Consider the following 14,126-nt stretch of genomic DNA (forward strand, 5'->3'; position numbering starts at 1 on the left):
CTTCCCCGCCGCAACGAGGGTGACCAGGATCGGGCCTACTGCGAGGACCAGACACCGAGCTCGTTGCCGGTCGGGTCGGCGAAGTGCAGCCGTCGCCCGCCGGGAAATGCGTACGGTTCCTGCAGGATGCGACCGCCCGCCTCTTCGATCGCCACCCTCGTCGCATCGAGGTCGTCGGAGTAGAGCAGCACGAGAGGCCCGCCTACCGGTCGCGGCTCGTCGGCGAGGAGGAGCCCACCGACTTCGCTCCCGTCTCCGCGCGGCGACAGGATGCCCGCATAGCCGGGGCCGTAGTCCTGGAAGCTCCAGCCGAACGCGGTCGTGAAGAAGCGTTTCGCCACCTCGAGATCGGTGACGACGAGTTCGACGTAGTCGAGGGCATGGTGCTGCGAGGTGGCTGTCATGCGGGCACTCTAGCCACGGCGTCGGACATCGCCGCGCAGGAGTAGCGTGGAAGGGTGCCTCAGGTCTCCCACTCCCCCGTCTCCACACCGGGGTGGAGGGCCTGGGCGATCTGGTCGGTCGGCGTCGCCGCCTACGTGCTCGCGATCACCAACCGCACGTCTCTGGGCGCAGTGGGTGTCGAGGCCGCCGACCGCTTCCAGGCGGATGCCTCCACGCTCGCGTTGTTCGCCGTCGTGCAACTCGCCGTGTACGGCGGGATGCAGATCCCGGTCGGGGTCCTCCTCGATCGCTACGGCTCCCGTCCGATCATCACCGCCGGGATGCTGCTCATGGCCTTCGGGCAGCTCACCATGGCCCTCTCCCCCAGCATCGGCATCGCCATCGTCGCGCGCATCCTGCTCGGAGCCGGCGACGCCGCCGTCTTCCCGGCCGTGCTGCGCCTGGTCGCCACGTGGTTCCCCGCGCAGCGCGGCCCCGTCATGGTGCAGTTCACCGGGATCATCGGGCAGGCCGGTCAGCTGATCGCCCTGGTGCCCGTCGCCGCTCTGCTGCACGCCACCACCTGGTCGATCACGTTCGGCAGCATCGCCGGTCTCGGCCTGCTCTTCACGATCCTCGTGTGGCTCATCGTCCGCAACAACCCCGCCGAGAACGGGCCCGACGTGTCGGTCAACACGGACACCGGAGTGGTGCGCGTCGTGACGTCGGCGATCGACACCGGCGTCGGCATCCGGGCCGCCTGGGCGCATCCCGGCACCCGACTCGCGTTCTGGTCGCACTTCACCACCCCGTTCGCGGGAACCGTGTTCGTCCTGCTGTGGGGCATGCCGTTCCTCACGGCCGGCGAGGGACTCAGCACGGCCCACGCGGCGGGCATCATCTCGATCTATGTCGTCGCGGGCATGATCCTCGGCCCGATCATCGGCGACCTCTCCCGCCGCCTGCCGAACCACCGCTCCCTCGCTCTCGTGCTCCCCGCGGTCGGCGTGCAGATGGCCGCGTGGATCGCGGTCATCGCCTTCCCCGGTCCCGCTCCGGACTGGCTGCTCTGGATCCTGGCGATCGCCCTGGCGACCGGTGGCCCTGCGTCGATGATCGCGTTCGATCACGCCCGCACGCACAACCCTGCCCACCGCCTCAGCACCGCGACCGGGGTCACGAATGCCGGGGGCTTCATCGCCGCCCTGATCGCGGTCTTCGTGATCGGCCTCCTTCTCGACGCGCAGGGCGCAGGCACCCCGGACACGTACTCGCTCGATGCCTTCCGGATCGCGTTCGTCACCCCCATCCCCCTCTGGCTCCTCGGCACGGTCTTCATCCTCATCGAACGCAAGCGCACGCGGATCCGGATGGGACTCGACCCCGAGCGCCGCCGCTGAGCACTCATAGGATGAGGCATGGCCTCCGCTCCCGTGCTCGCACCCCTGCCCGCTGACGATCTGAGGCCGCGGCACCCGCGTACGCTCCCGTCCGGTGTTCTGGCGGGGCTCATCCTCGCCGCACTCTGGATCATCGCCGGCGGCATCGGCCGCCTGACGGGCAGCGACGTCGTCATCACCCGACTGCTCAGCTTCGTCGGTGTCGGCGCGCTCCAGGTGAACGAGTGGATGCTTCCCGGACTCTGGACGCTCGCGACTCTGCTGGGCGCTGCCGCGGTGCTGACGTCGGTCACGTGGTTCGTCGCCGAGCGCGCGCACGGCGGGCGCCGTCCCTTCGTCGCGCTGTGGTTCGCCGCCATCATCGCGAGTACCGTGCTCGGGCTCTGCGTCGACCTCACGCGGGCGCTCACCTACCTCGCGGACTTCGGTGTCCGCGGCGCCACCGCGGTCGTCGTGGAGGTCGCCCCGGTGGCGGTCTACTGGGGCGTGGTCAGCGGTTGGATCCCGGCACTGCTCGTCTTCCGCCGCGTGCAGCCGGACGGACCGCGCCCGAGAGCATGGCCGGCGATCGTGGCGGTCCTGGTGAGCGCGACGCTCCTGGTCGTCGTGAGTTCCCTGGCGGACGCGGCTCGGCAGCAGCAGATCATCCAGGAGAACGCCGAAGCACAGGGCCTGACCGAGGAGGGTGGCGCCTTCCCCGACCCGACCGCGGAGGGCGACCCCGTTCCCGCCGTGGCGCCCGGCGTCTCTGCTCCCGAACTCGAACCGGAATGGTGCACGAGCGACAAGGCGATGCTGCTGCTGGGAGGTTCCGATGCGGCCACCGGCCACCGCGGGCAGGTGATCCACCTGATGAACTTCAGCGACGAGCCCTGCGTCGTGGAGGGTTACCCGGACATCGCGTTCGCCGATCAGAACGGCAACCTGCTGGACGTGGAGGTGCTGCCGGGGTCGTCGTTCATGGCTGCCGATCCGGGCGTGGCTCGTATCACCGTGCCCGCTCAAGGCCAGGCGACGAGCGTGATCGGCTGGGATGCGAATGCGACCGACGGAGCTCTTGTCGCGCGGCAGCTGTATGCCGCGCCGATCCCCGGCCTCGAACGCGGTTCATGGCCGGTCGAACTCGACGTGGTCGCCGGGTCCGGCGTCGAGGTGACCGCCTGGACGCTCGATCCCGGCGTCACCGTTCCCTGACTCGGCCTGCAGATCCGCGAGCGTACTCCCGCTCAGTGCAGGAGGTGCTGGACCGTCTCGATGATGAGCTCCACGCTGACGCGCTCCGGCACGTCGGGGTCGCCCGCCTCGAACTCGGCCAGCTCCACGCCGCGCACGCTCGTCCGAGGAAGCGCAGCGAAGATGGCGGCGATCTGGTGCGGGAACAGCCCGTCGCCGACGCGATACGCCGCGGGGATGAACCCGGGCTCGAGCACGTCCCAGTCGACGTGGATCCACACGGGCCGCCCTGCGACGAACTCGAGGACGCGTTCAGGAGTGCTCTCCGCGGGGCTGAGCACCGTCACACCGGCGTCCGACAGCAGCTCCGCCTCGGCGGGATCGATGTCACGACCGCCCACCACCGCGACCTGACGGGGATCGATACCCGCTCCGTGGCCACTGTCCCACAGGCCGCACGCTGCCGCGAGCACCATTCCGCCGAGATACCCCGACTCGGTCGTCTCCGGGGTGTTGAAGTCGCCGTGCGCATCGATCCAGAGCACCACCGCATCGGGATGCCGCTCTGCGACCGTCGGCAGGGTGCCGAGGCTCGCGGCGCAGGTGTTGGTGACGAGCAGCGGCGTCGAATCGGCCGTGATCGCCTCCGCCACGGCGGCCCGCAGCCCGTTCAGCGTCTCGGCAGCCTCCGGGAGGGCGACCGACCAGTCGTCCACGCGGCCAGCCTTCGGGGTCCCCACGACGCGGGCTTCGATCGACAGCAGGTCCGACAGCGCGTCGGCCGTGCGGCGGGCGCCGACGAGAGCTCCATCGGTGCGGTCGGCGACCCGCCCCTGAGACACGATGAGTGAGTACGCGGAAGACACCGTCTCAGTCTTCCATCCGCATCCGGCGCGAACCAAAAGCACCGCCCGCGATCGTCACCGCCCTCGTGGCGTCCAGCCGGACGGAAGCGGTCCGTCGTATGCGCCGCGTTCCCTGTCCGTCCAGGCGGACCAGCCCTGTGCGGCGTCCTCCGTGTCGAACCCGCCCCGGGCGAGGCGGAGGCCGAGGTCCTCGTGGTGCATGCGCGGCGCTCCCCCGCGTCGGACCGAGGCCCGAACGCTCCACGCGTCATCGGCGAACCCACCGCCGCGGAAGACGCGGTAGTCGTCGTAGCGGGCAGGATCCAGAAGGTCCCAGCACCACTCCCAGACATTGCCGAGCGTGTCGAACAGGCCGTGCAGATTGGGCAGCTTCCCTCCGACTTTCTGGGGTGCGCCGACGCCGTCCGCGGCGGTCCAGGCCGCGTCGGCGAGGGGTGCATAGTGCGGACCGGTCGATCCCGCCCGGCAGGCGTACTCCCACTCGGCCTCGGTGGGAAGTCGATAGCCGTCGGCCGTCGTGTCCCAGCTCACGTCCTCGCCGTCGAACAGGTAGACGCGATCGAGCCCCTCCCACTCCGAAGCCGCGTTGCAGAAGTGCACGGCGCGCAGCCAGCTCACGTCCGCTGCCGGCCGGTCCGGGTACCGGGCGGGCACGCCGAGGATCTCGGCGAACTGCTCCTCGGTGACGGGGTACACCCCGATCTCGAAGGCTTCGAGAACGACCTCGCGCTGTGCGGAACGACGTGCGTCACGCAGCGTCAGCTTCCCCGCGGGGATGCGCGCCATCTCGAAGTCGGTCACGCCGTCGCGCACCTGTCCCGAGCGCCGCGGGTCACGACGGAACCCGCTCGACCCAGGTCGGGAACTTCGCTGTCCGGCCATCGCCGGACGAGGTGCGCGTCACGCGCCGACGGACCCAGGGACCGACGAACTCCCGGTAGTACGCGAGTCCAGACGGCCCGGCACCGAGCCGGTCGCTCGGCGCCCACCAGTTCTCCGGCGGCTCGAAGCCCAGCGCGTGCAGCACGCGCGCGGCGACCCGATGATGACCCGCCGCATTCATGTGCAGACGATCCTCGGACCAGTACGCGCCGCGCGCGAGTTCCCGATCGGGCCAATTGAGGGCGCGGATCACATCAGGGCGATCCTCGATACGCCGCAGCACGGCATCCGAAAGCAGGTCGCCTCTCCGCTGGACCAGGGATCCCATCGGCAGCTGACCGCTCGGGTTCGCGCCCGAAAGCAGGATCATCGTGACGCCCTCCTCATCACACCGCCTGAGCACGCGACTGAAGGCATCGGCGATGTGCTCCACATCGGTGCGCGGACGCAGCATGTCATTGCCGCCGCCGTTGAAGGAGAGATGCGTCGGGCGCAGAGCGAGCGCCGGTTCCAGCTGCTGCTCGACGATGGGCCAGGCGAGCTTTCCGCGGATCGCCAGGTTCGCGTACTGGATCGGGTGCCCAGCGGCATCCGCCCATCCCTGTGCGGCGAGGTCTGCCCACCCGCGCTCCCGTCCGTCGGGAAGGACGTCGCCGACACCCTCCGTGAACGAGTCTCCGATCGCCACGAACCGCACATCTGCCATCGTGCCAGCCTATTGCCGTCGGAGCGCCGTGGCCGTCACCGATCGTCGAGCGCCGCCCCGCCCCGGTCGACGAGTCCCCAGGCCGCCGCAGCCGCCACCAGGAAGCAGCAGCCGAACACGGCGAACAGCACCGGAGCGCCGCCGACCCCGAGCAGGACCGGCACGGAGAGCGGGGCGACGATCGACGCGATCCGGCCGACCCCGGCTGCCCACCCTGCACCGGTGCCGCGGAGCGAGGTGGGGTAGATCTCCGGCGTGACCGCGTACAGCGCGCCCCACGCACCGAGGTTGAAGAACGACAGCGCCATCCCGGCGCCGATGATCGCTCCCTCCGTCGACGCGGTGCCGAAGACGACGGCCGCGACGGCGGAGCCGAGGAGGAACACCGACAGGGTGACCCGTCTCCCCCAGATCTCGATCAGCCAGGCGGCGACCGCGTATCCCGGCAACTGGGCGAGCGTGATGATCAGGGTGAAGCCGAAGGAGCGCACCAGGTCGAAGCCCGCGTCGACGAGGATGCTCGGGATCCAGATGAACGCTCCGTAGTATGCGAAGTTCACCCCCAACCAGACGAGCCAGAGGCACATCGTGCGCACGCGGAACTCCGCATTCCACAGCGTCGCGAGTCGGGCGCGGGCCGTGACGGCGATGGCCCGGGACGCCGGCTCTCTGCGGATCGCGGGTGCGGTCGCCACGCGGGCGTCGGCCTCGAACGCCGATACGATGCGGTCGGCTTCGGCGATGCGACCGCGGGAGGCGAGCCACCGCGGCGACTCGGGCATCCGCCACCGCACGAACAGGGCGTACACGGCCGGGATGGCCCCCAGGGCGAACGCCCAGCGCCAGCCGTCGTCCGATGCGGGGATCACGAGGAATCCGATCACGGCGGCAGCGGTCCACCCGAGCGCCCAGAAGGCCTCCAGGACGACGATCAGCCGACCGCGGATGCGGGCCGGGGCGAACTCGCTGACGTAGGTCGAGGCGACGGGCAGCTCGGCGCCGAGACCGAGCCCGACGAGGAACCGCAGCACGAGCAGCGCGGCAACCCCTCCGACGAGCGCGCTGGCGCCGGTCGCGACACCGTAGATGAGCAGCGTGAGGGCGAACACCTGACGTCGCCCGAAACGGTCGGCGAGCAGACCGCCGAGCGTCGCACCGATCGCCATCCCGATGAAGCCGACGGAGGCGATCCACCCGGCCTCGCTCTTGGACAGATCCCACTGCTGGGTGAGCGCGGCGATGATGAAGGACATGAGACCGACGTCCATCGCATCGAGCGCCCACCCCACACCGGAGCCGCTGAGCAGGCGGAGATGACGGCGCGTGAACGGCAGCACATCCAGCCGCTCGGACAGCGACGAACGGCTCGGCAGGGCGGTATCGACCATGCTCCTCATCGTAGAGCCGCGCCGACACCGCCCTCCGCCTCGTGACGGCTCAGTCGCGGTCTGCGAGGAGCTTCCGAACGCGAGGGATGACCTCGGTGCCGTACAGCTCGATGCTGCGCATCATCGAGTCGTGCGACAGCGTGCCCGTGGCGTACTTGAGGTCGAAGCGACCGAGCCCGAGCGTCGTGATCGTGTCCGCGATCTTCGTCGCGACGCGATCGGGAGAGCCGGAGTAGATGGCACCCTCGGGGCCGACGTCGTTCTGGAACCGCGCTCGACTGTAGACGGGCCAGCCGCGCTCGCGCCCGATGGTGTTGTTCATGGCCTCGAACCCCGAGTACGCCTGGTCCCACGCCTCCGCGTCGGTATCGGCGATGTGACCGGGAGAGTGCACCGCCACGGGATGCGCTGTGGTGCCGAACGAGGCGACCGAGCGGTGATACAGGTCGACGAACGGCTTGAACCGGCCGGCCGGACCGCCGATGATCGCGAGCATCAGTCCCAGACCGTGACGTGCCACACGCACGACAGACTCCGGGCTCCCGCCGACGCCCACCCAGGTGCGCAGGCCGTTCTCCGTCTTGGGGAAGACGTTCGCGTTCTCGAGCGAGGCGCGCATCGAGCCGGACCACGTGACCGGCTCCTCCTTGAGGAGCTCGACGAACAGCTCGAGCTTCTGCTCGAACAGCGCTTCGTAGTCCCGGAGGTCGTATCCGAACAGGGGGAACGACTCGATGAACGATCCTCGTCCGAGCACGACCTCGGCGCGCCCGTTCGACAGCGCGTCCAAGGTGGAGAACCGCTCGAATACCCGCACGGGGTCGTCGGACGACAGCACGGTCACCGCGGTGCCGAGCCGGATGTGCTCGGTGCGGGCCGCGATCGCCGCGAGCACCATCTCCGGCGCGGAGACGGCGAACTCCGGACGGTGGTGCTCCCCCACTCCGAAGAAGTCCACGCCGACCGCGTCCGCGAGCTCCGCCTGCGCCACGATGTTGCGGATCGTCTGCGCCCCGGTGAGCAGCTCTCCGTCCGCGTCCCGGGTGATGTCGCCGAAGGTGTCCAGCCCGAATTCGATGCTCATGTCATCCCTTTCCTATTCAGGTGAATGAACACTGCGCAGCCGGGCGGCATTCCCGTCAGCGCGGCAGCAACGCCGTCCGCAGGGTGTCCAGGCCCACACCGCCCATGTCGAGTGCGCGCTTGTGGAAGTCCTTGAAGGAGAACGCCTCACCTTCGGCCGCGCGCACCTCGTCGCGGACCTGCTCCCAGATGCGCTGGCCGACCTTGTACGACGGCGCCTGTCCGGGCCAGCCGAGGTAGCGGTTCACCTCGAACTGCACGAACTGGTCCGACATGTTGACGTTGCGACGCATGAAGTCGAGCGCGTACTCCGCATCCCAGACACCGGTGCCGTCCAGACGCGGCTTGCCGAGGTGCACTCCGATGTCGAGCACGACCCTGGCCGCGCGCATCCGCTGTCCGTCGAGCATGCCGAGGCGGTCGGCCGGATCATCGAGGTAGCCCAGCCGCTCCATCAGCCGCTCGGCGTAGAGGGCCCAGCCCTCGGCGTGGCCGGAGGTGCCGGCGAGCAGTCGGCGCCACGAGTTGAGCTCCGCACGGTTGTACACGGCCTGGGCGATCTGCAGGTGATGCCCGGGGACGCCCTCGTGGTACACGGTCGTCAACTCGCGCCAGGTGTCGAACTCGGTGACGCCCTCCGGAACGGACCACCACATGCGCCCGGGGCGGGAGAAGTCGTCCGTCGGACCCGTGTAGTAGATCCCGCCCTCCTGGGTGGGAGCGATCATGCACTCGATCGTCCGGATCGCCTCGGGGATGTCGAAGTGCGAGGCGGCGAGCTCGGCGACAGCCCGGTCGCTCGTCTCCTGCATCCACTTCTGCAGCGCGTCGGTGCCGACGAGCTTGCGGGCGGGATCCGCCTCGAGGTGCGCCACAGCCTCCTCGACAGAGGCGCCGGGCAGGATCTCATTCGCGATGGCGGTCTGCTCAGCCACCATACGGGCGAGCTCCTCGCGACCCCATTCGTAGGTCTCGTCCAGGTCGATCGTCGCTCCGAGGAACCGGCGCGAGTTCAGGGCGTAGAGCTCGCGCCCGACGGCGTCGACCTCTCCGGCGACGGGAGCCAGCTCCTCGGCGAGGAAGCGACGCAGCTCGCCGTAGGCGACGCGAGCGGCTGCCGAGTTGTCGGCGAGAGTCCGTGCGAGCGACGCCGGCAGCTGTCCCTCCTCCGGGTCCGCGTGCGCGACGAAGGCGGCGAAGAAGCCGTCGTCGGCTGTGTACCGGTCGATCTGCAGCGCCACCTCGGTGACCTGGCGGCGCGCGGGCGTGACGCCCTCGGCGATCCCGGTCCGGAGCGTCTCGACGTATCCCCGGAGGGCGTCGGGGACGGCCGCCAGACGCGTGGCGATCACGTCCCAGTCCTCGACCGTGGCCGTCGGCATCAGGTCGAACGCGGAACGGACATCCTGAGCGGCTGAAGCGATGACGTTGAGGTCGCGCAGGTGCCACTTCGCCTCGTGCAGCTCGAGGTCCAGGCGGAGCTCAGCGCTCAGGTCGGTCTTGGTCACCTCGTCGATGGCGTCGACGGGCTCCAGCGCGGACAGCTTGTCGAGCGTCGCCCGCGTCGCCGCGGCGATCTCCTCGTGCCCGGCGGGGCTGAGGTCGCCGAAGCGGTCGTTGACCTCGTCGCGGCCGATGTAGGTGCCGAGCGTGGGCGCCAGAACCGCGATGGTGTCGACCCATTCATCGGCGACGGCGTCGATCGCGGAGGGGGTGCGGGGAGCTGAAGTCATAACCTTCAGCCTAATCCCCGGCCCCTCCCGGCACGGGAGGTCAGTGCGCCGCTTCGTTCCAGTCGCGTCCGCGTCCCACCTGCACGTCGAGCGGAACGGAGAGCGTCGCCGCGTCCCCCATGCGCTCACGCACGATGCGCTCGGTCGCGTCCCACTCCCCCGGTGCGACCTCGACGACGAGTTCATCGTGGATCTGCAGGAGCACGCGGGAGGACAGTTCCTGCGACCGGAGATCGTCGTGGATGTGCAGCAGAGCGATCTTCATGATGTCGGCCGCGCTGCCCTGGATCGGCGCGTTCAGCGCCGCACGCTCGGCGTTCTCACGCAGCACCCGGTTCGGGCTCGCCAGGTCCGGGAACGGACGACGACGCCCGAAGATGGTCTCGGTGTACCCGACCTCCTTCGCCTTCATCACGGACGCCCGCAGGTAATCGCGCACCGCGCCGAATCGGGCGAAGTACTCCACCATCAGCTGCTTGGCCTCCGACTGTTCGATGCGCAGCTGCTTCGACAGACCGAACGCCGAGAGTCCGTAGACGAGGCCGTACGACATCGCCTTGACCTTGGTGCGCATCGCGGGGGTCACATCGCCCGGCTCCACGCCGAACACACGCGCACCGACGAACCGATGCAGGTCCTCGCCGCTGTTGAACGCCTCGATCAGCCCCTCATCGCCGGACAGGTGCGCCATGATGCGCATCTCGATCTGGGAGTAGTCCGCCGTCAGGAGGGTCTCGTAGCCCTCGCCGACCTCGAACGCGCTGCGGATGCGGCGGGACTCCTCGGTGCGCACGGGGATGTTCTGCAGGTTCGGGTCGGTGCTCGAGAGTCGTCCGGTCTGGCTTCCGGTCTGGACGTAGGTCGTGTGCACGCGGTGATCGTCGCCGATGGCCGTATCGAGGGACTCGATGATCTGGCGCAGCTTGGTCGCCTCACGGTGCTGCAGCAGCAGGCTCAGGAACGGGTGCGGGTGGCTCTCCTGCAGATCCGCCAGCACCGCCGCATCGGTCGAGTAGCCCGTCTTCGTCTTGCGCGTCTTGGGGAGCTGGAGGTCTTCGAACAGCACCTCCTGCAGCTGCTTCGGAGAGCCCAGGTTGAACTCGCGACCGACGACGGAGAAGGCCTCCTGTGCGAGCACATCGGCGCGGGCTGCGAGCTCGCCGGAGAACGTCGAGAGCACCTCGTGCGACACCGCGACGCCCGCGATCTCCATGTCCGCGAGAGTGAGCAGCGTCGGCAGCTCGATCTCGTCGAGCACCGTGGCGACGGACTCGGGGATGTCCTCGCGCAGGGCTTCCGCGACGCGCAGGGCGAACCAGGCCTCCTGAGAGGGCGTGGCGCCTTCCGTCTCGGGGACGAGCTGCGAAGGGTCGGCGACGGGGAGCTTCTCCCCCAGGTACCGCTCGACCAGGTCGGCGAGGGTCTTGTCCGGGAAGCTCGGCCGCAGCAGCCATCCGGCGAGGCTGGTGTCGTAGGCGAGCCCGCCGAAGCGGATGCCCTGACGCAGCAGCGCCTTCACCTGCGGTTTCGCGTCGTGCAGGACCTTCGGCTTCGTGGATCCGATCCACGCGCGCAGCGCCTCCGGTGCGGCCTCGTCCCAGGCGGCTTCGCGCAGCTCCGTCACGGTCGCGACGCCGATCCGCGCCGGAGCGCCGCCCTGCGTCGTCAGTCGCACCGCCACCGCGCCCTCCTGAGCGGTCGCCCAGGTCGCGAGATCCGCCGCCGACACCTCGACCGGCACCGGCAGCACCACCACGGAGGCCGGGTCGTCCGCGACCTCTCCGGCGCCGACGGCTTCGAACACCCGCGGAAGCAGGGTGCGGAACTCGAGGCGGGCGAAGATGTCCCGAACGGCCTGCGGGTCGATCGGCGCGACGGCGAGGTCGCCGGGGGCGACGGGCAGCTCCACGTCGGTGAGCAGTCGGTTGAGCTTGCGGTTGCGGCGCACGTCGTCGATGTGGTCGCGGAGGTTGCCGCCGACGACGCCCTTGATCTCCTCCGCCCGGTCGAGGAGTTCGTCGAGGGAGCCGAACTGCGTCAGCCATTTGACCGCCGTCTTCTCTCCGACCTTCGGCACACCGGGGAGGTTGTCGCTGGTCTCGCCGACGAGAGCCGCGATGTCGGGGTACTGCTCCGGCCGCACGCCGTAGCGCTCCTGGACGGTGGCGGGGTCGTAGCGCTTGAGCTGGGAGACGCCCTGCACCGACGGGTAGAGCAGGGTGACCTCGTCGTTCACGAGCTGGATGGTGTCGCGGTCTCCGGAGACGACCAGCACGTCATACCCCTGCTCCGCGCCCTGCGACGCCAGGGTCGCGAGGATGTCGTCGGCCTCGATGCCCTCCTTCGCGAGGACCGGGATCGACATGGCCGCGAGGCAGTCCTGGAGCAGCGGGATCTGACCGCGGAACTCCTGGGGCGTCTCGGAGCGCGTCGCCTTGTACTCGGGGTATTCGTCGGTGCGGAACGAATGGCGCGAGGTGTCGAACGCGATCGCCATGTGCGTCGGCTGCTCGGCCTTGATGAGGTTCACCAGCATCGACAGGAAGCCGTAGATGGCGTTCGTGTGCTGGTTGTCCTTCGTCGTGAAGTTCTCGACCGGAAGGGCGAAGAACGCACGGTAGGCGAGCGAATGGCCGTCGACGACCATGAGGGTAGGCTTTGCGGAGTCCGTCACCCTGTCAGCCTAACGAGGACGACAGACACCCGCTGAGGAGGATGCATGAGCGACGTCGCGACGAGCGAAGGACTCGACTGGGCCACGGCCCGCGGGATGGGCGCGCTGGCCGAGAAGATGGGCATGCAGTTCGTCGAGTTCAGCGTCGACCGCTGTGTGGCGACCATGCCCGTCGAGGGCAACACCCAGCCGGTCGGACTGATGCACGGCGGTGCGTATGTGGTGCTGGGCGAGTCGCTCGGATCGATGGCGGCGAACCTGCACGCCGGCGAAGGACGCCTCGCGGTCGGCGTCGACATCAACGCCACGCACACCCGCTCCGCGACCTCCGGAGTCGTGACCGGCGTCTGCACGCCCGTCCACCTCGGGCGGAGCATCACGGTGCACGAGATCGTCGTGACCGACGATCAGGGCCGTCGCTGCTCCACGATCCGGATCACCAACATGATCAAGGACCTTCCCGCCGGGAGCTGAGCGGCTCCTCCAGCAGCAGCTGGAACAGCAGATGGTCCTGCCACTCCCCGGCGATGCGCAGGTACTTCGGTGCGAGGCCGATGCGCTCGAAGCCGTTCGCGGCGAGCACCCGCTGCGAGGCCAGGTTGTGCAGGAGCGTCGAGGCCTGCAGGCGGTGCAGCCCGAGCTCCTCGCGCGCGTGTGCGGCGACGAGGGCGACCGCACGACCCGCAAGACCGCGCCGGGTCCTGGTGCGGTCGATCCAATAGCCGAGGTCAGCGCTCCAGAAGGCCCCGCGCACGATGTTGTTGAGGTTCATCCGGCCGCGGATCTCGCCGTCGTCGGACTCGATCACGAAGCGCGCACCGCGCCCCGCGGCCGCATCGATCACGCACTGCTGGACGTGCCGCTCCTGCGACGCCTCGGTGAAGAAGCTCTCGTCCCTCGTGGGCTCCCAGGGAGCGAGGTGCTCGCGATTCGCGAGGTACGCCCGCGCGAGGGCCGCACCGTCTCCGGCGCGGACCGGCCGCAGGACGTGCTCCGCGTCGAGCCGCAGCACCGCTCTACTTCTTGGGCGCGAGCTGCTCGATGATCGCCTTCGCGACGTCCTGCATCGTCAGGCGGCGGTCCATGGACGCCTTCTGGATCCAGCGGAACGCCTCGGGCTCGCTCAGACCCATCTTCTCGTTCAGCAGGCCCTTGGCCCGGTCGACGAGCTTGCGGGTCTCGAAGCGCTCGACCATGTCGGCGACCTCGGCCTCGAGCGTGATGATCTGCTCGTGGCGGGCCAGCGCGATCTCGATGGCGGGGAGGAGGTCGTTCGGCGTGAACGGCTTCACGACGTAAGCCAGCGCACCGGCCTCGCTCGCACGCTCGACGAGCTCCTTCTGGCTGAACGCCGTCAGCAGCACGACCGGGGCGATGTTGCCCTTGTGCAGCTTCTCGGCGGCGCTGATGCCGTCCAGCTGGGGCATCTTGACGTCCATGATGACGAGGTCGGGCCGCAGCTCGGTCGCCAGCGCCACGGCCGTCTCTCCGTCACCGGCCTCACCGACGACATCGAAGCCGTTGTCGCGGAGGATCTCGACGATGTCGAGACGGATCAGCGACTCGTCCTCGGCGACGACGACGCGTCGGGGTGCGGATGACGTGGGCTGTTCGGCCTGCTCTTCGTGCTCTGTCACAGGACCATCCTAGTGGAGCCGCCTGTCAGCGGGCCGTAGACCGCGCCACGCGCAGGATCCTGTTCGTCCCCTGCGCTACAGTCGTAGACGCGACACACGAGCCGGCGTGGCGGAATGGCAGACGCGGAGCACTCAAAATGCTTTGTCCGAAAGGGCGTGTGGGTTCGAGTCCCACCGCCGGCACCAGTGCCGTCGCGTCC

The 14,126-nt window shown here is 69.4% G+C and carries 13 protein-coding genes and 1 tRNA gene; 4 read left to right on the plus strand and 10 right to left on the minus strand.

Annotation, left to right across the window (positions count from 1 at the left end):
- Window positions 1-35: 35 nt before the first annotated feature.
- Entirely contained in the window at window positions 36-404 is a 369-nt protein-coding gene (locus F6A08_RS11335) for a VOC family protein (RefSeq protein ID WP_017202115.1), read from the minus strand.
- Window positions 405-458: 54 nt separating this feature from the next.
- On the opposite strand from F6A08_RS11335, the gene F6A08_RS11340 reads away from it, so the two are divergent.
- Both F6A08_RS11340 and F6A08_RS11345 read left to right on the plus strand, forming a co-directional pair.
- Entirely contained in the window at window positions 459-1,784 is a 1,326-nt protein-coding gene (locus F6A08_RS11340; protein ID WP_124895534.1) for an MFS transporter, read from the plus strand.
- Window positions 1,785-1,802: 18 nt separating this feature from the next.
- A complete protein-coding gene (locus F6A08_RS11345) occupies window positions 1,803-2,978 on the plus strand; it encodes a DUF4232 domain-containing protein (RefSeq protein WP_151459484.1) in 1,176 nt (391 codons plus the stop codon).
- A gap of 32 nt (window positions 2,979-3,010) precedes the next feature.
- On the opposite strand, the gene F6A08_RS11350 is transcribed toward F6A08_RS11345, so the two are convergent.
- The 7 genes from F6A08_RS11350 to polA are packed head-to-tail and all read right to left on the minus strand — an operon-like array spanning window position 3,011 to window position 12,289.
- Window positions 3,011-3,823, minus strand: coding sequence for an arginase family protein (locus F6A08_RS11350; RefSeq protein ID WP_151459485.1), 813 nt, complete (start codon window positions 3,821-3,823; stop codon window positions 3,011-3,013).
- Between the two features lie 54 nt (window positions 3,824-3,877).
- On the minus strand, window positions 3,878-4,624 hold the full coding sequence (locus tag F6A08_RS11355) for a formylglycine-generating enzyme family protein (RefSeq protein WP_151459486.1): 747 nt from the start codon (window positions 4,622-4,624) through the stop codon (window positions 3,878-3,880).
- Between the two features lie 31 nt (window positions 4,625-4,655).
- Window positions 4,656-5,411: an SGNH/GDSL hydrolase family protein gene (locus F6A08_RS11360; protein ID WP_192576754.1), complete on the minus strand. Its 756-nt coding sequence runs from the start codon at window positions 5,409-5,411 to the stop codon at window positions 4,656-4,658.
- Window positions 5,412-5,446: 35 nt separating this feature from the next.
- Window positions 5,447-6,799, minus strand: a complete 1,353-nt coding sequence (locus tag F6A08_RS11365; RefSeq protein WP_151459487.1) for an MFS transporter — start codon at window positions 6,797-6,799, stop codon at window positions 5,447-5,449.
- 49 nt (window positions 6,800-6,848) lie between these two features.
- Complete coding sequence (locus F6A08_RS11370) at window positions 6,849-7,883, minus strand: LLM class flavin-dependent oxidoreductase (RefSeq protein ID WP_151459488.1); 1,035 nt, start codon at window positions 7,881-7,883, stop codon at window positions 6,849-6,851.
- Window positions 7,884-7,938: 55 nt separating this feature from the next.
- On the minus strand, window positions 7,939-9,615 hold the full coding sequence (locus tag F6A08_RS11375; RefSeq protein ID WP_151459489.1) for a DUF885 domain-containing protein: 1,677 nt from the start codon (window positions 9,613-9,615) through the stop codon (window positions 7,939-7,941).
- A gap of 40 nt (window positions 9,616-9,655) precedes the next feature.
- Complete coding sequence (gene polA / locus F6A08_RS11380) at window positions 9,656-12,289, minus strand: DNA polymerase I (RefSeq protein WP_192576755.1); 2,634 nt, start codon at window positions 12,287-12,289, stop codon at window positions 9,656-9,658.
- 45 nt (window positions 12,290-12,334) lie between these two features.
- Between polA and F6A08_RS11385 the strand changes: the two genes are divergently transcribed.
- Complete coding sequence (locus F6A08_RS11385) at window positions 12,335-12,763, plus strand: hotdog fold thioesterase (protein ID WP_017202125.1); 429 nt, start codon at window positions 12,335-12,337, stop codon at window positions 12,761-12,763.
- Here F6A08_RS11385 and F6A08_RS11390 read toward each other — a convergent pair.
- Window positions 12,738-13,301, minus strand: coding sequence for a GNAT family N-acetyltransferase (locus F6A08_RS11390; protein WP_124895540.1), 564 nt, complete (start codon window positions 13,299-13,301; stop codon window positions 12,738-12,740). The two genes, F6A08_RS11385 and F6A08_RS11390, sit on opposite strands and share 26 nt — an antisense overlap.
- Before the next feature lie 4 nt (window positions 13,302-13,305).
- A complete protein-coding gene (locus tag F6A08_RS11395; RefSeq protein WP_017202127.1) occupies window positions 13,306-13,926 on the minus strand; it encodes an ANTAR domain-containing response regulator in 621 nt (206 codons plus the stop codon).
- A gap of 100 nt (window positions 13,927-14,026) precedes the next feature.
- Here F6A08_RS11395 and F6A08_RS11400 point away from each other — a divergent pair.
- Window positions 14,027-14,112: transfer RNA gene (locus F6A08_RS11400), tRNA-Leu, on the plus strand.
- Window positions 14,113-14,126 lie beyond the last annotated feature (14 nt).

Origin of the sequence: Microbacterium algeriense, from assembly GCF_008868005.1 — a bacterium.
Lineage (GTDB): Bacteria > Actinomycetota > Actinomycetes > Actinomycetales > Microbacteriaceae > Microbacterium > Microbacterium algeriense.

What these genes read in the sequence shown, in the direction of transcription:
- F6A08_RS11370 (WP_151459488.1), bottom strand. Translation starts at nt 7,883, where the DNA reads ATGAGCATCGAATTCGGGCTGGACACCTTCGGCGACATCACCCGGGAC.
- F6A08_RS11360 (WP_192576754.1), bottom strand. Translation starts at nt 5,411, where the DNA reads ATGGCAGATGTGCGGTTCGTGGCGATCGGAGACTCGTTCACGGAGGGT.
- F6A08_RS11335 (WP_017202115.1), bottom strand. Translation starts at nt 404, where the DNA reads ATGACAGCCACCTCGCAGCACCATGCCCTCGACTACGTCGAACTCGTC.
- F6A08_RS11365 (WP_151459487.1), bottom strand. Translation starts at nt 6,799, where the DNA reads ATGGTCGATACCGCCCTGCCGAGCCGTTCGTCGCTGTCCGAGCGGCTG.
- F6A08_RS11345 (WP_151459484.1), top strand. Translation starts at nt 1,803, where the DNA reads ATGGCCTCCGCTCCCGTGCTCGCACCCCTGCCCGCTGACGATCTGAGG.
- F6A08_RS11375 (WP_151459489.1), bottom strand. Translation starts at nt 9,615, where the DNA reads ATGACTTCAGCTCCCCGCACCCCCTCCGCGATCGACGCCGTCGCCGAT.
- F6A08_RS11385 (WP_017202125.1), top strand. Translation starts at nt 12,335, where the DNA reads ATGAGCGACGTCGCGACGAGCGAAGGACTCGACTGGGCCACGGCCCGC.